This is a genomic window from Achromobacter animicus (assembly GCF_902859585.1).
In the GTDB taxonomy this organism is placed as follows: domain Bacteria; phylum Pseudomonadota; class Gammaproteobacteria; order Burkholderiales; family Burkholderiaceae_B; genus Achromobacter; species Achromobacter animicus.
Genome location: NZ_CADIJM010000007.1, coordinates 184,700 through 208,678 on the forward strand (window position 1 = coordinate 184,700; position 23,979 = coordinate 208,678).

The window sequence follows — 23,979 nt, forward strand, 5'->3', positions numbered from 1 at the left end:
TTTACTTTCCGAACAGGCGCCGCAGACGCTGGGACTCGGCGAGGTTCAGGCGCTTGGCTTCGTCTTCGGCGTAATCCCGCTCGCCGACATCGTAGGACCCTTCGTGCAGGCACTTCTTGCGATTGGCCTTGCACTCATCGTTGGACCGGGCCGGCGTGGTGGCCGCCATGCTGGCCTTTTCCGCAGCCGTCGGCTTGCTCGACGAGCACCCCGCCACCACCGCGACAAAAAACAACGCCGCGCCGCAGCGGCTGATCGTGAATATCGACATTTTCCCGGCCCTACAGAAACGCTATAGCCGCTTTTATAGCAAACGCGCGCTGGGAAAGGCGTGTTAAGTCGTAGCAGACGCGCGATCCGATTCAGCGCGATACCGCAGCGCCTCTATCACCAGCGCCAACGCCGGCGAGAGCTGCCGGCGATTTGCGTAGTAAAGGTGATAGCCCGGAAACACCGGCCACCAATCCTCCAGCACGGGCGCCAGCCGGCCCGCTTCGATGTGCGGTTTGACCAGGTCATAGGGCACATAAGCCAGGCCCATGCCATCGAGCGCCGCCTGCAGCATCAGGAACGTATTGTTGAACACGGTCTGCCCGTTCACGCGCACGCTCAGCGCGCGTCCATCCTTTTCAAAATCCCAGGCGTACAGGCCGCCGTGCGTGGGCAGCCGCAGGTTCACGCAACAGTGCTCCGTCAGTTCCTGCGGTGTGGCGGGCAGTGATCTGCCGGCCAGGTAGTCCGGCGACGCGGCGACCGCCATGCGCAGGTCGGGCGCGATGCGCACGGCGATCATGTCCTTGTCCACGCGGTTGCCCACGCGCACTCCCGCGTCGAAACGTTGCGCGGCGATGTCGGTCATCGCGTAGTCCACGCTGAATTCGATCTGCACGTCCGGGTACTGCCGCAGAAGTGGCAACAGGCGCGGCCATAGCGCCGTCACGATGGCGTGATCATGCGCGGTGATGCGTACCGTGCCCGCGGGCTTGTCGCGCATTGCGGTCAGCGACTCCAGCTCCTGCTGTATTTCGCTCAGCCGGGGACTCAGCACACTCAACAGCCGGGCGCCGGCTTCAGTAGGTGAAACGCTGCGGGTCGTCCGGGTGAGCAACCGCACGCCCAGGCGTGCTTCCAGCGCCAGCATGGCGTGGCTGAGCGCAGACCGCGACAAGCCAAGCTGGGCCGCAGCGCGGGTGAAGCTGCGGGTCTGCGCCACCGCCATGAAGGCATGCAGATCGTTGAGGTTCTCTTTGGGCATTGGTGAATTCCGTGCACCAGGGAATACGGATTTTGCGATCTTCTCATCTAATCCGCCGGATCATACAGTGCGACGGGTGGGCGCCGATGGCGGGTCGGCGCCCCGCCAAACCCGACGTGGCGCGCGGCAGACAGCGCCGCCGCCCAACGAACAGAGGCAGAAAAGCATGCAAAAACACGTAAGCAAGATCGCGGTCTGCGCCGCGCTCGTCCAGACGGCGGCGGCGCAAGCCGCGGAACCGCAGCCCACCGCCTCCCCCGCGGCCCAGCAGATCGCACGCGCGGGCGCGCAGGCATCCATCGCCGGTCCGGACGACTACTTCACGGGCCGCGCGCGCATCGATCCCGTGTGGGCGGCGGACAAGGACGTCAATGCTTCGGGCGCACTTGTGACCTTCGAGCCCGGGGCGCGATCGGCGTGGCACACGCACCCGGCCGGACAGCGGCTTGTGGTGACGTCGGGCGTTGGACTGACCCAGGAATGGGGCAAGCCCGTGCAAGAAATCCGCCCGGGCGACGTGATCCACTGCCCGCCCGGCGTCAAGCACTGGCACGGCGCCGCACCCGGCACCGCGATGACCCACTTGGCCGTCACGCCGTCGGTCGACGGCAAGAACGTCAACTGGATGGAGAAGGTCAGCGATGAACAATATGCCTCGCGCTAAAGCCCGCATGACCCAATTTCGCACTCGCGCGCTTGCCGCTGCCGTTGGCCTGGCCGCAGCGATCGCCCTGCCCGTCCACGCGCAAGGAGCCTCCAACATGACAGACAAGACACAGACGGCGACGCAGGCCCCGGACTCGCTGTCCGCCCGCCAGGCGGCGATCGTGCCCATTGCCGCGTTGGCGGCAACCGGCGACATCGCGCGGCTGAACGCGGCGCTTGAACAAGGTCTGGATGCCGGATTGACGGTCAGCGATGCCAAAGAGGTGCTGGTGCAGCTGTACGCCTACGCCGGCTTTCCGCGCAGCCTCAATGCCCTGTCCGAACTGATGAAAGTAAGGCAGGCCCGCCAGCAACGCGGCATCCAGGATGCGCCCGGCGCCGAGCCCAGCCGGCCGATCCCGCAGGGCGACGCGCTGCTGGCCGCCGGAACGGCCAATCAGACCAAGCTATCCGGCGGCCCGGTCCAGGGCCCCTTGTTCGACTTCGCTCCCGTCGCCAACGAATACCTGCGCACGCACCTCTTTGGCGACATCTTCGAGCGCGACAACCTGGACTGGCAAAGCCGCGAAATTGCTACGGTCAGCATGCTGGCCGCGCTGACGGGCGTCGAATCGCAACTGCAATCGCACATGCGGATCAGTATGAACGTGGGCCTGACGGCGCCGCAACTGCGCCAGCTTGCCCAGGTGCTGGCGTCACACGTCGACGCGCAGACGGCCCGCCGCGCAACGGACGCGCTGGACCGGCAATTGCTGGTGCAAGCCGGCAAGTGACGGCAAGGGCCGGCTCCTGTGCAGGCAGGACCGGCCCCGGACACTGGCGAATTTGTCCCTTTAATGAACCAACCCGGGATTTTTTGGGCAAAATTCTGGACTCAAGCAATGATCCCCGCCACCCGAGGCAAGGCAGCTTGTCGTGCCCTCCCCCTGGACTCCCTTCATGACGCAATTGCAAATCAACGGCCAGACCAAGGACGTCAACGTCCCGGATGAAATGCCGATTATATGGGTCCTGCGCGATGAACTGGGCATGACCGGCACCAAGTTCGGCTGCGGCATGGCCTTGTGCGGCGCCTGTACGGTGCATATCGACGGTACGCCCGTGCGATCCTGTCTGACGCCCGTCTCCGTGGCCACCGGCCGCCAACTCTCCACCATCGAAGGCATGGAAGCCGATCCGGTCGGCCGGGCGGTGCAGGCGTCCTGGGTTACCAATAACGTCGCGCAATGCGGCTATTGCCAGGCTGGCCAGATCATGACGGCGGTAAGCCTGTTGAAGGCGACTCCCAATCCGACCGAACAACAGATTGCGGACGCCATGAGCGGCAACATCTGCCGCTGCGGCACGTACCCGCGGATCCTCGCGGCCATTCAGCAGGCCGCAGCCCGCCTCGCCCAAGGAAGCAAGCAATGACCGCCGCCGTTCAGCATTCGCGCCGCGCCTTCCTGCAGGGCAGCCTGGGCGTACTCACGCTGGCCGTCACCGCAAAGGGATGGGTCACGGCGGCGGTGGCCGCCGAGCCGGATGCCAAAGCATACGGCGCCGACAGCATGCCCGGCGGCACCGTGGACGACCCGCTCGTCTTCGTCAGCATTGCTTCCGATGGCGCCGTCACCATCGTGGCGCACCGAGCCGAGATGGGCACCGGCGTGCGTACCAGCCTGCCGATGGTGGTGGCCGACGAAATGGAAGCACGCTGGGAACGCGTGAAGGTCGTACAGGCCCCCGCCGACGAATCCCGCTACGGCAATCAGAACGTCGACGGTTCGCGCAGCATGCGCCACTTCCTGATGCCGATGCGGCGCGTGGGCGCGGCGGCCCGGCAGATGCTCGAAGCGGCCGCGGCGGCGCGGTGGTCCGTGCCCATTGCCGAGGTCAAAGCCGAACAGCACGAAGTGCTGCATGGGCCGAGCGGCCGCCGTCTATCGTATGGCGACCTGGCGGCGGACGCGGCCAAGCAGCCCGTGCCCGCGGGCAACGCCCTCAAACTCAAGGCCCGGTCCGAATTCCGCTACATCGGCAAGGACCAGGTGCGCCTGGTCGACCTTGAAGCCATCGGAAAAGGCCAGGCGACCTACGGCATGGACATGCGCCTGCCCGGCATGGTCTACGCCGTCGTTGCGCGCCCGCCCGTCGTGGGCGGCCGGGTGCGCCGCGTCGACAGCGCCAAGGCGCTCGCCGTACCAGGCGTGCTGAAGGTCGTTGAAATCCCCGCCATGCAAGGGGCGCCCGCCTTCCAGCCGCTCGGCGGTGTGGCGGTCGTTGCGCGCAACACCTGGGCCGCGCGGCAGGGGCGCGATGCGCTGCAGATCGAATGGGACGACGGTCCGAACGGCGCCTATGACTCCGTCGCCTACCAGCAGACGCTGCAGGCGGCGGCGCGCGCGCCCGGCAAGACGATGCGCAACCAGGGCGACGCCGCAAATGCCTGGACCAACGCGCCGGAAGCCGAGCGCGTGTCCGCGGAGTACTACGTTCCGCACCTGGCCCACGCGTCGATGGAGCCGCCCGTCGCCACCGTGCAAATCCAGGGCGATCGCGCCGAGGTCTGGACGTCCATCCAGAATCCGGTCGCTGCCCGGGACGCCGTGGCCGCGCGCCTGAAGCTTGAGCCCGCCAACGTCAAGGTCAACGTGCTGCTGCTGGGCGGCGGTTTCGGCCGCAAGTCCAAGCCCGATTTTGTGGACGAAGCGGCCATCGTCGCCCGCGCCATGCCCGAAGGCACGCCGGTCAAGCTGGTCTGGACCCGCGAAGACGACATCCATCACGACTACCTGCACACGGTCTCGGTCGAGCGCCTGGAAGCCGTCATGAACACGCAGGGGCAAGTCCAGTCCTGGCTGCATCGAAGCGCCTCCCCCACCATCGCGTCGTTGTTTGCGCAAGGCGCCAAGGGGCAGCAGATGTTCGAGTCCGCCATGTCGGCGATCAACATGCCCTATCGCATTCCCAATGTGCGCGTGGAAACCGCCGAAGTCGAAGCCCATGCACGCATCGGCTGGTTCCGGTCCGTCGCCAACATTCCGCATGCCTTCGCGGCCCAGTGCTTCATCGACGAACTCGCGCATCGCGCGGGCAAGGATCCTCAGGCATTCGCGCTGGATCTCATTGGCCCCGCGCGCCAGATCGATCCCGGCACGTTGGCCGACACCTGGAACTACACCGAATCGCCTGAGCGCTACCCCTACGACACCGGCCGCCTTCGCGGGGTGATCGACGCCGCGTGCAAGGGCGCGGGCTGGGGCCGCACACTACCGAAGGGGCATGGGCTCGGGCTGGCCTTCTGCTACAGCTTCATGAGCTACACCGCCACGGTGGTCGAGGTGGCGGTGGACGACAAGGGCGAGATCCGCGTCGTCGCCGTGGACATGGCGATGGACTGCGGCCCGCAGATCAACCCCGAACGCATTCGCGCGCAGATGGAAGGCGGCGCCATCATGGGGCTGAGCCTGGCGCTGACCAGCGAGATCACCTTTGAAAAAGGCCGCGTCAAGCAAAGCAACTTCCACGACTACGAGGTGCTGCGCCACAACGCCTCGCCGCGCGTGATCCGCACGCATCTGGTCAACGACGACCACGCGCTGCCACCGGGCGGCGTGGGCGAACCGCCAGTGCCGCCCGTCGCCCCCGCGCTGTGCAATGCGATCTTCGCCGCGACGGGCAAGCGGATCCGCACCCTGCCGGTCCGCAAGCTGGCATAAGCGGAAAGCCAATCTATGACTGAATCAGGGCCGTCCGCCATGAACGCCTTTTTGATCCAAAGGAAGAACGCCCATGGAAAGCGTTGATGTCCGCGTGCTGCGCGCGGCGCGCGACTGGCAGGAGGCCGGGCATCGCCTGATGCTGGCTACGGTCGTCAAGACATGGGGCTCGTCGCCGCGGCCCGTGGGGTCCATGATGGTGCTGCGCGAGGACGGCCGTTGCATCGGCTCGGTGTCCGGCGGCTGCATCGAGGACGACCTGATCCACCGCTACACGCGGGCTTACGGCGACGGAAGCATTCCACAATCGGCGCCCGAACTCGTCCGCTACGGCGTCACGGCCGACGAGGCGCACCGGTTCGGACTGCCCTGCGGCGGGACGCTTGAACTGCTTCTGGAATTTGCACCGGTCGGCGGAATACTGAATGAACTGGTCCGCCGGCTCGAGACCGGCCAGCTCGTACAGCGGACGGTCGATTGCGCCAGCGGCGCGGTCACGCTGAGCGACGCCTCGGCGCCGGAGGCCCTGCATTTCGATGGCGTCACCCTGTCCAGCACGCTGGGCCCGCAGTACAGGCTGTTGCTGATCGGCGCCGGGTCGCTGGCCGAGTACGTCGCCACCATGGCGCTGTTCAATGATTTTGCGGTCACCGTGTGCGATCCGCGCATCGAGCATCTGGGCACATGGTCCGTCGACGGCGTGGCGTTCACCACCGAAATGCCCGACGACGCAGTGCGCGCGCTGAACCCGGATTCCCGCTCGTGCATCGTGGCGCTCAGCCATGACCCCAAGCTTGACGACATGGCACTGCTGGAAGCGCTGCACAGTCCTGCCTTCTACGTCGGCGCCATCGGCTCGCGCCGTAACGCTGCCAGCCGCCGGCAGCGGTTCATCGAGCATCTGGACGAAACCGAAACATCCGTGCAGCGGCTGCACTCGCCAGTCGGCCTGCACATCGGCAGCAAGACGCCGGCCGAAATCGCGGTGAGCGTGATGGCGCACATTCTGGCGGTGAAGAATGGCGTGATGACGGGATAGGGGCGCCGCCGTTCGCAAGTGATGTGTACCTGTCTATACTAGAAACCGCATCTTTCCTTGCTTACGTATCGCACTCCCAGGATCCCACCCGTGGCCGCTTCTCCCCCCCGATTGCCCGTCCCGGCCAATGCCCTGCCCGCTCCGCTGTACGCGCAGGTCAAGCAGATGATCGCGCAGCAGATCCGCAGCGGCGCCTGGCCTGCGCATTACCGCGTGCCGTCCGAAGCCGAGCTGGTCGATGAACTGGGATTCAGCCGAATGACGATCAACCGCGCGCTGCGCGAACTGACCGCCGAAGGCCTGCTGGTGCGGATGCAAGGCGTCGGCACGTTCGTCGCGCAGCCCAAGGCGCGCTCGGCGCTGTTCGCCGTGAACAACATTGCCGACGAAATCGCGGCGCGCAACCACCGCCACCACAGCCGTGTCGTGCGGCTGGCCGAAGAACCGGCTGGCGCCGAGCAAGCTCAGGCGTTGGACATCCGCGCAGGCCAACCTGTGTTTCATTCACTGATCGTCCATTACGAAGACGACGTACCCATCCAGCTTGAAGACCGCTACGTCAATGTCCGCCTTGCGCCCGACTACCTGCTGCAGGACTTCACGCAAAGCACGCCGTACGAATACCTGACGCGCGTGGCGCCGCTGAGCGCCGGCGAGCACGTGGTCGAAGCCATTCTTGCCAAGCCGCGCGAATGCCAGTTGTTGCAGATCGACCGCGAAGAACCCTGCCTGCTGATCCGCCGGCGCACCTGGTCCGGCGACCGCGCGGTGACACTGGCCCGCCTGATCCATCCGGGTTCCCGTCACCGGCTGGAAGGCAAGTTCACGACGTGACGTTCACCGCTTTCCACTCGCCGTACCTATGACGCGACGAGTCGCGTCCGACTGAACTGCAACGCGCCAGTGCGGCGCCCTCCCGAATGACTTTTCCCATGCCGAAATCTCACAGGTTTCGGCATTTTTCATTGGGGTAATCCCTCAGTCCAAAATCAGTCATCTGCTATTGTATATACAACCATAGTCGTCTTAAGATCTGCTCACCTTGGCGCTGGATCACAGCGCGCCTTGACCCGATCCAGGAGACTTCACTTGAACCCATCCCCCCGATTCCGCGATGCCGTCATCCGCGCCCCGCGCGGCAGCCAGCTCAACACCAAAAGCTGGCTGACCGAAGCGCCCTTGCGCATGCTGATGAACAACCTCGACCCCGATGTGGCCGAGAACCCGAACGAGCTCGTCGTCTACGGCGGCATCGGCCGCGCGGCCCGCGACTGGGATTGCTACGACAAGATCGTTGAATCGCTCAAGGCCCTGAACGACGACGAAACCCTGCTCGTGCAATCGGGCAAGCCGGTGGGTGTGTTCAAGACGCACGCCAACGCGCCGCGTGTCCTGATCGCCAACTCCAACCTTGTCCCGCACTGGGCCACCTGGGAACACTTCAACGAACTGGACGCCAAGGGCCTGGCCATGTACGGCCAGATGACCGCCGGCAGCTGGATCTACATCGGCAGCCAGGGCATCGTCCAAGGCACGTACGAAACCTTTGTCGAAGCCGGCCGCCAGCATTACGGCGGCAACCTGTCCGGGCGCTGGGTGCTGACCGCCGGCCTGGGCGGCATGGGCGGCGCGCAGCCGCTGGCCGCCACGCTGGCCGGCGCGTGCTCCCTGAACATCGAATGCCAGCAAAGCCGCATCGACTTCCGTCTTCGCACCCGCTACGTGGACGAACAGGCAGCCAACCTGGACGACGCGCTGGCCCGCATCGCCAAACACACGCAGGCCGGCCGCGCCGTGTCCATCGCGCTGTGCGGCAACGCCGCCGAAATCCTGCCCGAACTCGTGCGCCGCGGCGTCAAGCCCGACATGGTCACCGACCAGACCAGCGCGCACGATCCCTTGAACGGCTACCTGCCCGCCGGCTGGTCGTGGCAGGAATACCGCGACCGCGCCCAGCGCGAACCGGCGGCGGTCATCAAGGCCGCCAAGCAATCCATGGCCGTACACGTGCAGGCGATGCTGGCCTTCCAGCGCCAGGGCATCCCCACCTTCGACTACGGCAACAACATCCGCCAGATGGCCAAGGAAGAAGGCGTCGCCGACGCGTTCGACTTTCCCGGCTTCGTTCCGGCCTACATCCGTCCGCTCTTCTGCCGCGGCGTGGGCCCCTTCCGTTGGGCTGCGCTGTCCGGCGACCCGCAAGACATCTACAAAACCGACGCCAAGGTCAAGGAACTGATTCCCGACGACGCCCACCTGCATCATTGGCTCAGCATGGCCCGCGAGCGCATCAGCTTCCAGGGCCTGCCCGCGCGCATCTGCTGGGTCGGGCTGGGCGAGCGCGCCAAGCTGGGCCTGGCGTTCAACGAAATGGTGCGGTCAGGCGAACTGTCGGCGCCCATCGTCATCGGCCGCGACCACCTCGATTCCGGCTCGGTCGCCAGCCCCAACCGCGAAACCGAATCCATGCGCGACGGCTCGGACGCCGTTTCCGATTGGCCCCTGCTCAACGCCCTGCTCAACACCGCCAGCGGTGCGACGTGGGTGTCGCTGCACCACGGCGGCGGCGTCGGCATGGGCTTCTCGCAGCACTCCGGCATGGTCATCGTGTGCGATGGCACCGACGCCGCTGCCGAGCGCATCGCCCGTGTGCTGACCAACGACCCTGCCACGGGCGTGATGCGGCACGCGGACGCCGGCTACCAGATCGCCATCGACTGCGCACACGAACAGGGCTTGAACCTGCCCATGGTGACCGGCAAGCGCTGACACCCGCGCGGCGCAGCCTCGCGATGGACCAGCCCGCGCAACAGACCGCATGACAACGATAGCAAGCAGCCGGACCGCCGGCGTAGGAGAAAGAGGAATGGAATTGCATGTGAAACCGGGCCACTTGACGCTGGCCGACCTGCGGCGCGCCTATCAGCAGCCCGTTAGCCTGACGCTGGATCCCGGCGCCGCGCAGGCCATCGACGCCAGCGTGGACACGGTTGAACGCATCATCGCCGAAGGCCGCACCGTCTACGGCATCAATACGGGCTTTGGTCTGTTGGCCTCGACCAAGATCGCGCGCGAAGACCTGCAGGCGTTGCAGACTTCGCTGGTCCGCTCGCACGCAGCCGGCGTGGGCGAGGCGCTGGACGACGCCATGGTGCGGCTCATCATGGTGCTCAAGATCAACAGTCTGGCTCGCGGTTATTCCGGCGTGCGCCGCCATGTCATCGACAGCCTGATCGCGCTGGTCAACGCGGGCGTGTACCCGCACATTCCGCTCAAGGGTTCTGTGGGCGCCTCGGGCGACCTGGCCCCGCTCGCACACATGTCGTTGGTCCTGCTGGGCGAAAGCCAGGCACGCTACCAAGGCGAATGGCTGCCCGCGCGTGAGGCGCTGACGCGCGCGGGCCTCGCGCCGCTCACGCTGGCCGCCAAGGAAGGGCTGGCCCTCTTGAACGGCACCCAGGTGTCCACCGCGTTCGCGCTGCGCGGCCTGTTCGAAGCCGAAGACATGATGGCGGCAGGTCTGGTGTGCGGCAGCCTGAGCGTCGAGGCCATGCTGGGCTCGCGCGCCCCCTTCGACGCCCGCATCCACGCCGCGCGCGGGCAGCTTGGACAGATCGACGTGGCCGCCGTCTACCGCAGCCTCTTGGGCGACGACAGCGAAGTCGGCCACTCCCACGCCGATTGCGGCAAGGTGCAAGATCCCTACTCGCTGCGCTGCCAGCCCCAGGTGATGGGCGCCTGCCTCACGCAGATCCGCCACGCGGCGCAGGTACTGGAAATCGAATCGAACGCCGTGTCCGACAACCCGCTCGTGTTCGTCGAGCAGGGCGACGTCATCTCCGGCGGCAACTTCCATGCCGAACCCGTGGCGCTGGTCGCCGACAACCTGGCGCTGGCGCTCGCCGAAATCGGCGCCCTGGCGGAACGGCGCATCGCGCTGATGATGGACAAGCACATGTCGCAGTTGCCGCCATTCCTGGTGCGCAAGGGCGGCGTCAACTCGGGTTTCATGATCGCTCAGGTGACGGCTGCGGCACTGGCAAGCGACAACAAGGCTCTGGCCCATCCGGCCAGCGTGGACAGCATGCCCACGTCGGCCAACCAGGAAGACCACGTGTCGATGGCGCCCAACGCGGGCAAGCGGCTGTGGGCCATGGCCGACAACGTGCGCGACATCCTGGCCATCGAATGGCTGGGCGCGTGCCAGGGCCTGGACTTCCGCGAAGGGCTCAAGACCTCACCGCAGCTCGAAGCCGCGCGTCGCGCGCTACGCGAGAAAGTGCCCCACTACGAAGAAGACCGCTTCTTCGCGCCCGACATCGCAGCGGCCAGCGGCCTGATCGCCGCGCAAGTCATGAACGGCCTGATGCCGGCCGGTCTGCTGCCCAGCCTCTGATACCACGCCCCCCGGCCGGAAGCATCCGGCCGTCATTGCCTCGCCGCGCGTACGGGCCCATCAGAAGGCGCCTGCGCGGCGTTACACGCGAGATCGACCAAGGAACCGAGAGAGACAACAATGCAAGCATCCTCGCAGTCAGACACACCGGCAGAAGCGCAGACACTCAAACGCGGGCTGAACGCCCGCCACATCCGCTTCATGGCATTGGGCTCGGCCATCGGCACGGGCCTTTTCTATGGGTCGGCCAAGGCGATCCAGGCGGCCGGCCCCTCGGTGCTGCTTGCCTACCTGGTGGCCGGCGCCGCCGTCTATATGGTCATGCGCGCCCTGGGTGAGATGGCGGTGCGCAACCCGGTGTCCGGATCGTTCGGCCACTACGCCACGCAATACCTGGGGCCGCTGGCTGGCTTCCTGACCGGCTGGACCTATGCGTTCGAGATGATCATTGTCTGTCTGGCCGACATCACCGCGTTCGGCCTCTACATGGGGTTCTGGTATCCCGACGTGCCCCGATGGATCTGGGTCTTGTCCATCGTCCTCTTCATCGGCGCCATCAACCTGCTTTCCGTGAAGGTATTCGGCGAACTGGAGTTCTGGCTGTCGCTGCTGAAGGTAGGCGCCATCCTCGCGATGATCGCCGGCGGCCTGGGCATCATGCTGTTCGGCATGGGGATGGGCGCGGACAGCGTTGCAACCGGCGTGCACAACCTGTGGGAGCACGGCGGCTTCATGCCCAACGGCGTGGGCGGCCTGATTGCATCGCTGGCCGTGGTGGTGTTCGCCTTCGGCGGCATCGAGATCATCGGCATCACCGCCGGCGAAGCCAAGGACCCCGGCCGCACCCTTCCCCGCGCCATCAACGCGGTGCCCATGCGCATCCTGCTCTTCTACGTGCTGACGCTGTTCGTGCTGATGTCGATCTTCCCGTGGACGCAGATCGGCAGCCAAGGCAGTCCCTTCGTGCAGATCTTCGACAGCCTCGGCATCAGTTCCGCCGCCACCATCCTGAACATTGTCGTGATTTCGGCGGCCGTATCCGCCATCAACAGCGACATCTTCGGCGCGGGCCGCATGCTGTTCGGCATGGCCCAACAAGGCCAGGCGCCGCGCGGCTTTGCCTCGGTATCGGCCAATGGTGTGCCGTGGATGACGGTGGTGGTAATGACGGTGGCGCTGCTCTTGGGCGTACTGCTGAATTATCTGATCCCGGAAGATGTTTTCCTGCTGATCGCCTCCATCGCCACGTTCGCCACGGTGTGGGTGTGGCTGATGATCCTGCTGTCGCAGGTGGCGATGCGCCGCAAGATGAGCCCGGAGGAAATCTCGCAGTTGAAGTTCCCCGTCCCGCTCTGGCCCGCTGCACCGTTGATGGCCATTGCCTTCATGGCCTTCGTGATCGCAGTCCTGGGCTACTTCCCAAGCACACAGGCGGCGCTCGGCGTGGGCGCTGTCTGGATCGCGCTGCTTTGCCTGGCCTATCGCTTCTGGGTATATCCCAAGCGCCTGCCGGAGCGGCAGCCGGTGCCCGCGCCCCAGGGTTCGGACTGAACGACGCGGCGCCGGCGCATGTGTTTGGGCCGGCGCCTGCACCAAGGAGAAATGCATGAGACAGGTCTGGCGACATTGCCACGCCGCCACGATGGCCGGCGGCACCTATTCCGTAATCCACAGCGCGGCCATCGTGACCCGCGCCGACCGCATCGAATGGATCGGCCCGGATTCCGAACTGCCCGCCGTGGACGCCGCGCACGTCCATGACCTGGGCGGCGCGTGGGTCACGCCCGGCCTCGTCGATTGCCACACCCACCTGGTATTCGGCGGCGACCGCAGCAGGGAATTCGAACAGCGTCTGCAAGGGGTCGACTACGCCACCATCGCGGCCCAAGGCGGCGGCATCGCCAGCACCGTACGCGCCACACGCGCGGCAACCGAAGACGAACTGTTCGCAAGCGCCCATCGCCGTGCGCTGCATTTGCTGCGTGATGGCGTCACGACGTTGGAGATCAAGTCGGGATACGGACTTGATTTAGAAAATGAACGCAAGATGCTGCGCGTGGCAAGGCGCCTGGGTCAGACGCTGCCGCTGACCGTGCGCGCAACCTGCCTGGCTGCGCACGCGCTGCCGCCAGAGTTCACAGGGCGTCCGGACGAGTACATCGACGAAGTAACGCTGCGCATGCTGCCGGCGCTGGCGGCGGAAGGCTTGGTCGACGCCGTGGATGCATTTTGCGAACACCTTGCTTTTACGCCGGAGCAGGTCGAACGGGTTTTTCGGGCGGCGGTCCGGCTGAACCTGCCCGTGAAACTGCATGCGGAGCAGCTGTCGTCACTGCACGGAGCGAGTCTGGCGGCGCGCTATGGGGCGCTGTCTGCCGATCATCTGGAATACCTGACCGAGTCCGACGTGCTGGCAATGGCCAAGGCGGGGACGGTGGCGGTGCTGCTGCCAGGCGCGTTCTACGCGCTGCGCGAAACGCAACTGCCGCCGGTGGATCTGCTGCGCCAGCACGGCGTGCCGATCGCGATTTCGACGGATCTGAATCCCGGGACGTCGCCGGTGCTGTCGTTGCGGTTGATGCTGAGCATGGCGTGTACGTTGTTCAGGATGACGCCAGAAGAGACACTGGCGGGGGTGACGCTGAATGGCGCGCGGGCGTTGGGGTTGTCAGCGACGCACGGGACGCTGGAGGTTGGGAAGGTGGCGGATTTTGTGGCTTGGGAGATCACGCATCCGGCGGAGCTGGCGTATTGGGTGGGTGGGGATGTGGCGAAGCGGGTGGTTCGGCATGGCGCTTTAGTCGACGTTTGAGCGATTTAGCATCCGGTCGACCGCCGTCAAGGATCACCGCTGCACTTCGGCAAGGCGTTCTTCAAACCCTTTCAGTCGATCAAACCTGTCTGCACCGATCCAGCTTAACGAGGGGACAAGGCTGCTCACGAGCGTCACGTGCCGCGGATTTTTGCCTGATGGGGCTACCTCAACCGGGGCCCCACCGTTTTCCAAGTCAGACATCGCATTGGTCGAACCGAAGGCCGAGGAGGACCGCAATCTGCTCGCGTGTGTCCTTGTTCAGGCGTGCTCCGGTTGCCTCCATGGCCGTATAGCTCGATCGCCGTATGTCCAATCCATCCGCCATCTGGGCTCTCGTCATCCCCAGGAACTTGCGCCACGCACGGATGACGCTCCAGTCGTTAAGAGTCATCAGGAGAAAAACCTCGTGCGGAATGCTTCCGTCCGCGGGTATGCGCACACGGTGCCGCCTTGGCGCGTTGTAAGCGCGGATCAGCGCAAGGTATTCGGCGTAGGGCAGCACAACGAAGGCAGGCTTGCCGTCGGCCGCTACGATGGTGGGGCTCGGGTTCATGACCGGCATCTCAGCAGCTAACTTTCCCGGTTGACGTGTTCGCGATCAGGCTTGCTCCGCATGTGGTCCTCATCCCTTCCACCGCGACGGGGATTCCGCCTATGTTGTAGGCGGCATTTCCCTCTGCGATGGCGAAGACGCCATTGCACCTGGGGCAAGAAACCTTGTGCCCCACACCGGCCAACGGCCTCCCGTTGAAGTTAGTGTGTTCAAAGCCCTCCAGCACCACGCCGCCATGATCGGTGCTGTCGCCCTTGCGAATAACGTTGGGCATCGCTATGCCTCCTTCTACTGGACCTAGTTGGTCTTCGGACCCAATGGGCCGCCGCCGGGAAGCCCCGCAATAAAGTCATCGAGCATGCGCTGCTCCCGGGCGACCACGGCGGGGTCTCGATAGCGCGGCGCGCTTCGCTCCTGCGCCCGCTGATAATCAATGACCTGTTGACCGTGCCAGGCCTTGAACTCCGGAGAAGGCGCTTCAGACATCGGCGCGTGCTGAGGCCGCAACGCCACGTCAAACGGGTCGTCAACAGGCTGCTTTCCTGGCGATGGCGGGCTGATGCCGATGAAGGTTGCACGGTCCGTGCGGCGCAACGGGACCACCACGCTGCTATCCGCGTTGAGGTAGCTTGCCATCGTGGCCAGGGCCAACCCGACAAACGGCGACGCAGCGCCCGTGTCGCCCAGCCGCTGGGTCAGGTCATAACTTTGAGCCGAGTCGAGCAGATCCACCGGATGCTGAGCCGCATGCAACGCCGGGGCTAGTTCGGCGATGGCGCCAGACGGTTTTCCCGTGTCGAAGAATGCCCGCGCAGGTGCCCCGCCCAGCGCCGAAACCGCCTGATCCCAGCCTTCGGCAAGCGCCCTATCGCGTGAAGCGCCCTTGAGCGGGATCGAGCTCTTTCCGTCCTGATGCAAGGAAACCGTCACCGGCCGATGCAACCGCGCCAGCACCTTCAGGCGATCCCACTGCTCGAAGCCGCGTTGGGTGATCGGGGTGGGGAAAAACGGGCTGGGCTTGAAGGCATGTGGCGGCGTACGCTCCCAACCGGTAAACGCCGGGTCAATGGAGTCGGACTTGGACTTCGTGTACTTGGCGAACTCGCGCAGCCAGCCGATGCGTTCGGGGCGGGCGACGACCAGCGCCACCACGCTATCAGTCAGCTCGCCTGGTTGGCGGGGGCCCGTGCCGAGGCCAATGGGCTTCTCGCCGTGACTCATCAAGATGCGAGCCATGTTGTAGCCCTCGACGACATACAGCAATAGCGCTGGCATGTCAGGGTTTTGCTCGAAGACGCCAAAGACTGCCTCGATCACGGCTTCTGGTGTGTCGTTGCAGATGACGCCATTTTTCAACTGTCCGATACGGTGCCAATGCAGCCCTGCGTCTCCGAGTTCCAGGCTGGCCATATCGTTCAACATTTCCGCTGCTTCCTCGGGAAATAGCCGCAGACGTTCCGCATTGGGGTTATAGCCTCGAACTACCGTTATGGCGGGAATTCGCCAGCGCTCCGGGAAGCTTCTCAACGCGAGCTCGGTCGCGTTGGAAATTCGCTGTCGCCAAGCCATGTCTTTGCGCGTGGCACTAATGGGATAGTCCCGAGGATCCATTGGCAGTGCCGAGCCAAGTTGCAATGCGCGGGGCTGGCTCGCGTTTTGCTTTTGCAGATGCGCCCAGACCTGGCCTTGGCGGAAGACATCAATGCTGACTCCCACGCGGACGATATCCAGTGTTTCGAGGCGAGGAGACGTGCGCGGAGCGTTGAAATACATGTGAACATCCGACGGTAGCGTGTCAGCAGGAACAGGGTGCCCAGTCCTGTCGATGGGCGGTAGTGGACAAGTGATGGCGACCAGTGGATGTGCTGGAACGTCGGCTGCAAAAGCGGAACCGCCGGTCACAGATAAAAGAACGACCAGGCCCGCGTAAATTGAAAGTCGCATCATCGGTGCGCCCCGATCTTGCCGGGTACGACGTGATCGCCGCGCTCGCGCTCCCTAACGGTTTCGCTCTGGACCAAAGTGGGGATGGACGCGCTTACGGTGGATACCGGTAAAACTCCTCCGCCGCGAGACCCCGCAAAACCTGCACGGTCTCGCGTCGGCTCACGATTGCTTCGATATAGATCGGTCGCATTGATCAGGCGCCTATTAATTTCGTTCTCGGCTTTGTACAAAAAGCGGAGCGCGCTATCGGGCTGGCCAGCCTTACTCGGATCCGACTCGGTCTCATCTCGGCCGTCCCCGTAGATCATTTTCCAGCTAAGCCGCCAATCCGCCACCCTGCACAAATAGGCATAGAACACTTCATCGTCAATGCTGCAGGCCTGCCCAATGGCCAGGTCGTACGCCACGGCGCGCCGGCTGTGCATGGCGCTCATCGGAATCGCCGAGTGAAACGAGATGGCTTCGTTGCTGCCTGCCGGCGCATCCATCATCCGTCTGCGCGCCTGGTTGGGCGTCTCCTCGAACACAGCGTCGTAACGCCCCTGTCCCAACGGCTTGACGTGCGCAACGCGATGCCAATCGGCGGCCCACGCGCTGTTTTCCGGGTCCAGGTAGGGGTTGCGGCTCAGGTCATTCAGGTCAGTCGCCTTTTCCTCCAACGCCCGCCGCAACGCCGGACCGCGCAGGCTGTCCGTCGAGAGCGTCATCACCCGCGAGGTGTGGACGTCAATGCCGCCGTTCGTGATGGAGATCGACGCATCGATGGGGTCGGTCCCCGTCCACACGGGTTTAATGCCCCGGGAATCTGTGCTATCCAGCGTCGTGCCGCCAGCGATGAAATCAGGCAGGAACGGAACAGGCAGAGCGGGCGCCTGAATGGTAACGGTTTGCCCAGGAGAGAAGTCGGCATTCGCGACCATCGTCCTCCCGGCGCCGAGCTGGGTGCCTTCCCAGGTTCGTTCCCCCTGCCCCACCAGCTCGTAGGCATAAGACGGCGGCTCACCCACATTTTCACCCTTGCCATCCCGCTCGCGCATCGTAAAGATGCGCTGGAAGAAGCGACCTCCGAGCGCCGGCAAGGCAGGAACGGTGATACGCCGGTATCCACCTTGGTCTGCACTCGTCTGATAGGCGGGGTTGTGAGGCCGGGTCGTGAAGGCGGCCGGATCGAAGACCTCATAACTTACGGCTTCAGCAACCCCTTGCCAACCAATGCCCTGAACGTTTGCCATCCCTACCGTTTGGTCCTGTGGCGAGAAGTACAGAAAGACAGCGCCGCGATTGTCGCGCTCCGAAAACTCGACCGTGTTGCCATCAATCGAGGTTTCACAGTGCTGTCCCGTCCAGCGCACACCGCCGATGCAACTATCCTTACCCGCATCGGCCATGTCGGCCAATGAAGGCGTCTGATGGGCGTTCTTTCCAATGAAGCTGACAAGGTTGCATAACGTCGTGATGCGCGCAGGGGTCGTCTGCTGCGCGTCGCCCAGCTCGCTACGTTCGAAGCGCGTTTCCGCCAGACTGTAGGGCGGGCTCATCAGCACAAAACCGTCGATGGGTCGCAAGCCCTCATCGTGGAGCATGGCATTGGCCAGCAGCGTGATGAGGTTACCCTGGCTATGCCCGACCACATTGATGGTGTCGTCTTCGCCCGAGCGACCATCGGGATGCCGATAGGCGCGGATGATCCTGACCAACATGGCCAGCCGCTGCGCCGCCAACACCATGTAGCGCCGAGACGGCGCCGGAAACAGCGGGTGGTCAGGAGATCCAAACATCAAATTGGCAGGCAACCCCACCACCTTGCCGGAGAATCCCTGACCGAACATGTCGGGCAAGGTCGTGGTCGCATTGGCAAAAGGACCGCCTTCCTTGGTCCCAGCCTTGTCCAGCCGATTGCCGAAACGGTCCAGCCATTCGCCATGCGGGGTCCGCTTCTGGATCCGGCCTTCCTCTTCACGAAAGCCCCAATAAAAGGGAATCACCACGCTGCGCGAATGACCGCCATGCTTACCTTCCGCCGCCAGGCGGCGGTAGTACGCCACATCCGGGTCCGGCGCTTTACCGTCATCGTCTTTAGGCGATGTGTACCTGGCCGGATTGAGCGCAGCAGGACTGCGCTCGCCGCGCTTCGTAAACAGATGGTCCAGACGTTCGTTCAAGCCGGTGCAGATGCCTGTTTCCAGGTCATCGTAAACACCAGCCAGATCGTTGACGCCGTGGATCAGAATCACGATGCAAGGCTTCGGCTGCTGCTTTTGCACGTAAGCATCTGTCGCGTTGGGCGCAACAATGGCTTGGGTCTTTCCGGTAATCGGGGGTGAGTGCATCCCTTGAACTCCCTCTTCTTGTCTTCGGCAGCGCGCTGGACGCCTCAATCCACTTGAGGCGCTTTCCGCTGGCCCGGCAAATTCGTCAACCCTGCGTTGCTTTATCGGCCGCCGCCTGCATTGCTGCTTCCGAAGACAGTGAAGACAACGCCCCTGAACCGTTCCGAGGAAGCAGCGCAAACGAGGCGATGTGCATTGCCCCCATCTCCACACGGTCGGTACCACCTTCCGCATCCGTAACGCCATCAATCACATCCCCATTGCTAAGAGTGATCCTGTACGGATACCCGGCGGCCGGTCGTTCGCCATCGGGCAACGTCAACACGAAGCGTCTCTGGGTAGATCCGACATCGAACTGAGGCAACGAACCAGCCTCGCTTGCAGCACCCATCCAGTTGTAGCTACCAGCTTTGAAGGTCATGGCGCCAGGGCATCCATACTCGATGTCGCCCCCCTGCATCCGGATGTAGGCGCCCTGGCACAACAGCGTGATGTGCTTGTCTGCGGTCACCAGAACATGTTCGTTACTGGCACTGACCACGACGCTCTTGTCTGCCTGAAGGTGGATCGACGCTTGTTGAGCCTGAACGCTTACCTGTCCTTGATGCGCGATGTGGCGCAGGTCGCCGCTGTGCGTGAATTGGCTGATGCCTTGCCCGGCGTTCATGACGATGGACTGGCCTGCCGTGACATGCTGGTTCTGCTCAGCTACGGTGTCCAGATGCTGGCCAGCCGCGAGCGTGATGGAACGCGGCGTGGCGGCCGCAATGCCTGCCGGGCTGCTGAGGCCGATTAGCGGCTGCCCGCCGTTTCCGCCGCTCTCGTCGTTCGCCCCGTGCCCCAAGTCGCGAACGGCGCTGGACAAGGTTGCCTGGGGACCGGCATCGTGCCGCAGATTTTGATGCTGTCCGGCGTACTCGCCCAGGGTTCTCGCCAACTCCAGCGCACTTTCCAGGCACTGGACCAACCGGGCGCGCGCAAGGTGGCATCCTTGGGCGTCCGGTTGTTCATCAGTGGTCAGCAAGAGGCCCCGTGCGGCGCGCAGGGCTCCTTGCAAGTCGGTACGCAGCTCGAAGCCCTCACCGCGCGGCTTTCCGCCGCGGGGCCGCGGATGCGTCAGGTAGCCCAGGTGCAGATGGCTGGCGCCATGATCGTTCATCAGCGCGGCGCTGATTTGAGAAGTGGTGTCGTCCAGCCGCAGCTCACTGGCGCGGTTACCTTTGTGTTCCTTGCTCTTGACTGTCGCAAGTTCCTTGAACTTCGGCAGTTCATACGGGGGCAATTGCAAGCGGTTGTAGGCCCTTCCCGTGATGATCGGCTGATCCGGATCCCCATCCAGGAACTGGACGATGACCTCCTGACCGACGCGCGGAATGGCCATGTGGCCCCAGGTGGCGCCGGCGATGTTCTGCGACACGCGGATCCAGCAGGAGCTGCGTTCGTCCTGATTGTCCAGGCGGTCCCACGGGAAATGGACCTTTACCCGCGCGAACTCGTCTGTATAGATCTCTTCGTTGGGCGGGCCGACGACCACCGCGTTCTGGGGTCCGTCGATGCGGGGCCTGGGCAGGGGTTCGGCGCGCCACTCGGCGTCGTCGGGCACCAGCTCGGCCTTGTAGTGGTAGTGAGTGCCACGTTGCGCGTCGGCACTATCCTCACCCTGGCTGGTGTGCTGGGTGCCACGGTGAACAATGCGGACCGGACGCCAGCCGCGGTTCATGTCGTCCCGGGGGTGCCCGGCCAGCGTGAAGGAGATACCCGGCTGCAATCGCGGGTCATCGCCTTCGACCAAGGCAATACGCGCATCGTGCCGATGCCCGCGCAGGCGGTTCTCGGCAAAAGGCTTGCCGGCCTCGTCAAACTTGGCGCGCGCCGGATAGTCGTAGCGCTCGTAGCGGCGGCCTTGGTGGTCCAGCTCCCGTCCATCGCGGCTGTGCTGGTGGGTGTAGCGGGGATTGTGGAATGTGTAATCGCGCTGCGTCTGTCGCGCGGTGCGCACGTTTTCCGTGTAGGCAAAGCGGCGCAGCGCCGGTTGCGCCTGATCGCCGCCGGGCGTCGGGTTGTACTGCACGGGCTCGTCGCCCACTCGGCCGTGAATGAAGAGGCGATCGCTGTGGATTAACTGATGCCCCTCGGCGCTGTGGCGGAAGGAATAGAAGAATCCCTCTTCGCGCATGATGCGCTCGACGAAGTGGTAGTCCGTGTCGCCGGCTTGCACGCAGTATTCGCGGGTCTGATGCTCCGTGGTATTGCGCTGCTCGTAGTCCAGGGTGAGGCCGTGGGCCTTGAGCACCGCCTCGGCGATCTGCGGGACGCTGAGGGACTGGAAGATGCGCCCGTCGGAACTGAGCTTCAGTCGCGCCAGCCGCGGCTCGACGATGGCGGAATAGCGCGTCCGGCGAAATCCGGTGTCGCGCTGAACGAAGGAGGAAACTGCGCCGTGCACGTAGCGCACGGGCGTATCGCCGTGCCAGAACGTGAGGCGACCGGGACGGTCGAGCACGCTGCCAAAGTCGATTTCGTGATTGGCGCTGGTCAGCTCGACGACAAGACGGAAGGTCTCGCTGAGGCCTTCCCGCAATTCAAACTCGACCACCTCGAAGTCGTTGCGGGTCTCACCGCCAATGATTTCGAAGGTAAAGCGAAGATGGGATTGGGTGGGCATGGCGAGCTTCCTGTGGGGACATGCCGCGCAGGTCGCACTTGGCGACGCGCGGCAGTTCCCTTTTTAGAAGCTGCCCGTATAGGTCGTAAATTGGAGTCCGTCTTATTGATGCGGAGAAACCGTCCTATTGTGATTGGCCGGCCCGCACGCGGATTCACGCTGGTGGATAGGAAGTCCCCAGGAAGACAACTCAGGCAGTCAAAAACCGCACGACTTCCGCCCAATCATTCGTCGACAACGCCACATCCTCGTAGTCGCCTTCTTCCTCGTCCCAACGCGAGACGCAGTAGCGCTGGCTTCTGCCGGATTCGCGGTCGGCGTAGTTGGCGTAGTCGACATACACCTTCAAGCCGCGCTCCTCGTTCACGAAGGACGGCGCTGCATCGATGCGTTCAGACGCGTCAACGTAGCCTTCGGGCAGAGTCGGCAGGGTGGAGATGTCGTAGCGGGGAAATTCCCGGCGCAGTCGGTCAAGGTTCATATGGCAAGCTTTAGGGCTGGCGCGGCAGGAGGGGCTCGAACCCCCGACCTCAGGCTTAGAAGGCCCGTGCTCTATCCAGCTGAGCTACTGCCGCGCGATGTGGTGACGCCCGGAACCCGTCCGGGCCGCGCATTTTACCCTGTTGCGGAAAAAGCGGCTCGCCCCCTACTCCTCGCCTATATCCGTATGCGTGGACACCCACAACACAATCGCGTCCTCCGGACTGAGGCTGATCACCCGGTGCCCCATCCGGCTATCTATATAGAAGCTCTCCCCCGCCTTCAGCCGGGCCGGTTCATAGAACTCCGTATAAAGCTGAACCTCTCCCTCCAGCACATACACAAACTCCTCCCCCCCGTGCCGGCTCCAGTCCTGGAACTCGTCAAAGGCGCGCGCCTTGACGCGGGTATGAAACGGCATCATGCGCTTGTGCGATAGCGCAGTGCATAGCAACCGATGATCGTAATACGGCGTTTCGTACTGCCGGCCTTCGCCCTGGCGGCTCAGGCTGCGGCGGCCGGTGCCCATGTGGGCGTCGGAGGCGGTGAAGAGTTCGGCCACGTCCAGGTCCAGGCCCGCGGCGATCTTGATCAGGTTGTCATAGGTGGGGGACAGCAGGCTGTTCTCTATCTTTGACAGGGTGGACGCGGACACGCCGGTGGCCTCGGCCGCCTGCTTCAGAGTCCACGCGCGCGCCTGGCGCAAGGCTCGCAGCCGTTGTGCCAATGCGCTCTGTTTGTTGCCTTGCATCTGTATACCCTGTCATGCCCGCAGTAGTCAGGCCCGCAATACTCAGACCCGAACCCTCAGGCCCGAATCCTCAAGCCCGCAATAGTCAGCCCCGCGATTGACGCTCACGCCACCAATCGCGCGCCTGGTAAGACCAATAAGTCAGTTGAACCGCCGCCGTGCCCAGGCTTCCGCCGTTCCAGGCCAACCCGAACGGTTCGAAGAGCTTGTAGCGCTGCGTGTCGCCGGTAATGCCCTCGGCCACGACGCGTCCGCCCACGGACGTGGTGTTCATGCCGTGTCCGCCGAACGCGGTGCAATACCAGACATTCCGACCCAGCAGGCCGATCTGCGGCATCAGGTGCCGCGCGTAGGCCATGCGTCCCGACCACGCTGCCTCCACGCGCACCCCTTGCAATTGGGGGTAGACGCTGAGCAATTCGCGGCGCAGGGACTCGGCCAGATCGGGCGGGTCGTCGACACGGGTGGTGATTCTACTGCCCCAGCCGATGCGGCCGCCATCCAGGACGCGGTAATAGTTGCCGGCGCGCCGGTCGTCGCCGATGGCCGCATTGCTGCGGATGGCTTCGCGCACGCGGTCACCCAGCGGTTCGGTCAGCATGATGTAGGTGGCGATGGGCAGCATTGCGCGGCGCAGGGCCGGCACGACGTCGCCGGTGTAGCCGCCGGTGGCCAGCACGACGGTGGCGGCGTCGATCTGGCCTTGCTCGGTCTTCAAATGCTTGACCGCGCCATCCAGCGTGGCCTGCACGACCGGCGAATCTTCGTGGATGCGCACGCCTAGCCGCACGCACTCGCGGGCCAGCGCGCGCGCGTAGTTCAGCGGATGGAAGTGAAAGGACGAGGGGTCTTCGATGCCCTGGTGGTAGACGTCGGACACCAGCCGTTCGCGAACCTGGCTGCGCGAGAGCAACCGCACGTCGCGCCCGAAGTCGCGCTGCTGGCTGTCGCACCACTGGCGCAGCGCGTCGGTGGCCTCGTAGCGTACGACGCGCAGCCGCCCGTCGACCTTGTGGGCGTCGGCGATGCGCAGGTCGCGGATGTTGTCGCGGATGATCTCGACGCCTTCCATCGACAGGCGGTAAAGCTGGCGGTAGTGGTCTTCGTCGACGTGCTTGCGGATGGCGTCGGCGCCCGCGGAAAACGCTGGCGACACCGAGCCGCCGTTGCGGCCCGAGGCGCCCCAGGCGATCCGCCGCGCTTCCAGCAGGGTCACGTTGCGGCCGCGCCGGGCCAGTTCGAGCGCCGTGGACAGGCCCGCCAGCCCCGCGCCGATCACGCAGACGTCGGCGCTGGCCGCGCCCGCCAGCGGCGGATAGTAGGTGTCGCCGTCGGCGATCGTGCGCTTGTAGTAGGTGTCGATGTACTCGGAGACCATGGT

At 64.6% G+C, this 23,979-nt stretch carries 21 protein-coding genes and 1 tRNA gene; 11 read left to right on the plus strand and 11 right to left on the minus strand.

The features are described from left to right. Position 1: 1 nt before the first annotated feature. Entirely contained in the window at positions 2-169 is a 168-nt protein-coding gene (locus HV681_RS18120; RefSeq protein ID WP_313065589.1) for a hypothetical protein, read from the minus strand. Between HV681_RS18120 and HV681_RS27900 the strand changes: the two genes are divergently transcribed. Then, complete coding sequence (locus HV681_RS27900; protein ID WP_254594319.1) at positions 168-338, plus strand: hypothetical protein; 171 nt, start codon at positions 168-170, stop codon at positions 336-338. The two genes, HV681_RS18120 and HV681_RS27900, sit on opposite strands and share 2 nt — an antisense overlap. Here the strand turns inward: HV681_RS27900 and HV681_RS18125 are convergent. Further along, positions 335-1,255: a LysR family transcriptional regulator gene (locus tag HV681_RS18125; protein ID WP_175124366.1), complete on the minus strand. Its 921-nt coding sequence runs from the start codon at positions 1,253-1,255 to the stop codon at positions 335-337. The two genes, HV681_RS27900 and HV681_RS18125, sit on opposite strands and share 4 nt — an antisense overlap. 166 nt (positions 1,256-1,421) lie before the next feature. Between HV681_RS18125 and HV681_RS18130 the strand changes: the two genes are divergently transcribed. The 10 genes from HV681_RS18130 (at position 1,422) to hutI (ending at position 13,869) form a co-directional block, all read left to right on the plus strand. After that, positions 1,422-1,919, plus strand: a complete 498-nt coding sequence (locus HV681_RS18130) for a (R)-mandelonitrile lyase (RefSeq protein ID WP_175124367.1) — start codon at positions 1,422-1,424, stop codon at positions 1,917-1,919. A 97-nt stretch (positions 1,920-2,016) separates the two neighbouring features. Further along, the gene (locus tag HV681_RS18135) at positions 2,017-2,694 is read left to right on the plus strand and encodes a carboxymuconolactone decarboxylase family protein (protein WP_217467863.1); all 678 of its coding nucleotides are present in this window, start codon (positions 2,017-2,019) and stop codon (positions 2,692-2,694) included. A 166-nt stretch (positions 2,695-2,860) separates the two neighbouring features. Beyond that, complete coding sequence (locus tag HV681_RS18140; protein WP_175124369.1) at positions 2,861-3,334, plus strand: (2Fe-2S)-binding protein; 474 nt, start codon at positions 2,861-2,863, stop codon at positions 3,332-3,334. Continuing rightward, entirely contained in the window at positions 3,331-5,622 is a 2,292-nt protein-coding gene (locus HV681_RS18145) for a xanthine dehydrogenase family protein molybdopterin-binding subunit (RefSeq protein ID WP_175124370.1), read from the plus strand. The genes HV681_RS18140 and HV681_RS18145 overlap by 4 nt, the downstream gene beginning before the upstream one ends. A 73-nt stretch (positions 5,623-5,695) precedes the next feature. Beyond that, on the plus strand, positions 5,696-6,661 hold the full coding sequence (locus HV681_RS18150; protein WP_175124371.1) for an XdhC family protein: 966 nt from the start codon (positions 5,696-5,698) through the stop codon (positions 6,659-6,661). Positions 6,662-6,751: 90 nt separating this feature from the next. Continuing rightward, positions 6,752-7,495: a histidine utilization transcriptional repressor HutC gene (gene hutC, locus HV681_RS18155; protein WP_279974892.1), complete on the plus strand. Its 744-nt coding sequence runs from the start codon at positions 6,752-6,754 to the stop codon at positions 7,493-7,495. Positions 7,496-7,750: 255 nt separating this feature from the next. Continuing rightward, the gene (hutU, locus tag HV681_RS18160) at positions 7,751-9,430 is read left to right on the plus strand and encodes a urocanate hydratase (RefSeq protein ID WP_175124372.1); all 1,680 of its coding nucleotides are present in this window, start codon (positions 7,751-7,753) and stop codon (positions 9,428-9,430) included. A gap of 97 nt (positions 9,431-9,527) precedes the next feature. Next, complete coding sequence (gene hutH / locus HV681_RS18165; RefSeq protein WP_175124373.1) at positions 9,528-11,057, plus strand: histidine ammonia-lyase; 1,530 nt, start codon at positions 9,528-9,530, stop codon at positions 11,055-11,057. 120 nt (positions 11,058-11,177) lie between these two features. Next, positions 11,178-12,608, plus strand: coding sequence for an amino acid permease (locus tag HV681_RS18170; RefSeq protein WP_175124374.1), 1,431 nt, complete (start codon positions 11,178-11,180; stop codon positions 12,606-12,608). A 55-nt stretch (positions 12,609-12,663) separates the two neighbouring features. Beyond that, entirely contained in the window at positions 12,664-13,869 is a 1,206-nt protein-coding gene (gene hutI / locus HV681_RS18175) for an imidazolonepropionase (protein ID WP_175124375.1), read from the plus strand. Positions 13,870-14,065: 196 nt separating this feature from the next. Here the strand turns inward: hutI and HV681_RS18180 are convergent, their stop codons facing one another. The 9 genes from HV681_RS18180 to HV681_RS18220 form a co-directional block, all read right to left on the minus strand. Beyond that, a complete protein-coding gene (locus HV681_RS18180; RefSeq protein ID WP_175124376.1) occupies positions 14,066-14,425 on the minus strand; it encodes a helix-turn-helix transcriptional regulator in 360 nt (119 codons plus the stop codon). 10 nt (positions 14,426-14,435) lie between these two features. Then, positions 14,436-14,699: a PAAR domain-containing protein gene (locus HV681_RS18185; RefSeq protein ID WP_175124377.1), complete on the minus strand. Its 264-nt coding sequence runs from the start codon at positions 14,697-14,699 to the stop codon at positions 14,436-14,438. A gap of 23 nt (positions 14,700-14,722) precedes the next feature. Next, entirely contained in the window at positions 14,723-16,198 is a 1,476-nt protein-coding gene (locus HV681_RS18190) for a type VI lipase adapter Tla3 domain-containing protein (protein ID WP_175124378.1), read from the minus strand. A gap of 170 nt (positions 16,199-16,368) precedes the next feature. Further along, positions 16,369-18,702, minus strand: a complete 2,334-nt coding sequence (locus tag HV681_RS18195; protein WP_175124379.1) for a T6SS effector phospholipase Tle3 domain-containing protein — start codon at positions 18,700-18,702, stop codon at positions 16,369-16,371. 85 nt (positions 18,703-18,787) lie between these two features. Then, positions 18,788-21,367, minus strand: a complete 2,580-nt coding sequence (locus HV681_RS18200; RefSeq protein ID WP_175124380.1) for a type VI secretion system Vgr family protein — start codon at positions 21,365-21,367, stop codon at positions 18,788-18,790. A 190-nt stretch (positions 21,368-21,557) separates the two neighbouring features. Beyond that, entirely contained in the window at positions 21,558-21,848 is a 291-nt protein-coding gene (locus HV681_RS18205) for a hypothetical protein (RefSeq protein WP_175124381.1), read from the minus strand. Positions 21,849-21,865: 17 nt separating this feature from the next. Next, positions 21,866-21,942, minus strand: a tRNA-Arg gene (locus HV681_RS18210). A 71-nt stretch (positions 21,943-22,013) separates the two neighbouring features. Next, the gene (locus HV681_RS18215; RefSeq protein ID WP_175124382.1) at positions 22,014-22,598 is read right to left on the minus strand and encodes a helix-turn-helix domain-containing protein; all 585 of its coding nucleotides are present in this window, start codon (positions 22,596-22,598) and stop codon (positions 22,014-22,016) included. Positions 22,599-22,683: 85 nt separating this feature from the next. Then, on the minus strand, positions 22,684-23,976 hold the full coding sequence (locus tag HV681_RS18220) for an NAD(P)/FAD-dependent oxidoreductase (RefSeq protein ID WP_175124383.1): 1,293 nt from the start codon (positions 23,974-23,976) through the stop codon (positions 22,684-22,686). Between the last annotated feature and the right edge of the window lie 3 nt (positions 23,977-23,979).

Coding starts and splice junctions, on each gene's coding strand:
- HV681_RS27900 (WP_254594319.1), top strand. CDS start 168: ATGCTGGCCTTTTCCGCAGCCGTCGGCTTGCTCGACGAGCACCCCGCC.
- HV681_RS18120 (WP_313065589.1), bottom strand. CDS start 169: ATGGCGGCCACCACGCCGGCCCGGTCCAACGATGAGTGCAAGGCCAAT.
- HV681_RS18125 (WP_175124366.1), bottom strand. CDS start 1,255: ATGCCCAAAGAGAACCTCAACGATCTGCATGCCTTCATGGCGGTGGCG.
- HV681_RS18130 (WP_175124367.1), top strand. CDS start 1,422: ATGCAAAAACACGTAAGCAAGATCGCGGTCTGCGCCGCGCTCGTCCAG.
- HV681_RS18135 (WP_217467863.1), top strand. CDS start 2,017: ATGACAGACAAGACACAGACGGCGACGCAGGCCCCGGACTCGCTGTCC.
- HV681_RS18140 (WP_175124369.1), top strand. CDS start 2,861: ATGACGCAATTGCAAATCAACGGCCAGACCAAGGACGTCAACGTCCCG.
- HV681_RS18145 (WP_175124370.1), top strand. CDS start 3,331: ATGACCGCCGCCGTTCAGCATTCGCGCCGCGCCTTCCTGCAGGGCAGC.
- HV681_RS18150 (WP_175124371.1), top strand. CDS start 5,696: ATGGAAAGCGTTGATGTCCGCGTGCTGCGCGCGGCGCGCGACTGGCAG.
- hutH (WP_175124373.1), top strand. CDS start 9,528: ATGGAATTGCATGTGAAACCGGGCCACTTGACGCTGGCCGACCTGCGG.
- HV681_RS18170 (WP_175124374.1), top strand. CDS start 11,178: ATGCAAGCATCCTCGCAGTCAGACACACCGGCAGAAGCGCAGACACTC.
- hutI (WP_175124375.1), top strand. CDS start 12,664: ATGAGACAGGTCTGGCGACATTGCCACGCCGCCACGATGGCCGGCGGC.
- HV681_RS18180 (WP_175124376.1), bottom strand. CDS start 14,425: ATGAACCCGAGCCCCACCATCGTAGCGGCCGACGGCAAGCCTGCCTTC.
- HV681_RS18185 (WP_175124377.1), bottom strand. CDS start 14,699: ATGCCCAACGTTATTCGCAAGGGCGACAGCACCGATCATGGCGGCGTG.
- HV681_RS18190 (WP_175124378.1), bottom strand. CDS start 16,198: ATGTATTTCAACGCTCCGCGCACGTCTCCTCGCCTCGAAACACTGGAT.
- HV681_RS18195 (WP_175124379.1), bottom strand. CDS start 18,702: ATGCACTCACCCCCGATTACCGGAAAGACCCAAGCCATTGTTGCGCCC.
- HV681_RS18200 (WP_175124380.1), bottom strand. CDS start 21,367: ATGCCCACCCAATCCCATCTTCGCTTTACCTTCGAAATCATTGGCGGT.
- HV681_RS18205 (WP_175124381.1), bottom strand. CDS start 21,848: ATGAACCTTGACCGACTGCGCCGGGAATTTCCCCGCTACGACATCTCC.
- HV681_RS18215 (WP_175124382.1), bottom strand. CDS start 22,598: ATGCAAGGCAACAAACAGAGCGCATTGGCACAACGGCTGCGAGCCTTG.
- HV681_RS18220 (WP_175124383.1), bottom strand. CDS start 23,976: ATGGTCTCCGAGTACATCGACACCTACTACAAGCGCACGATCGCCGAC.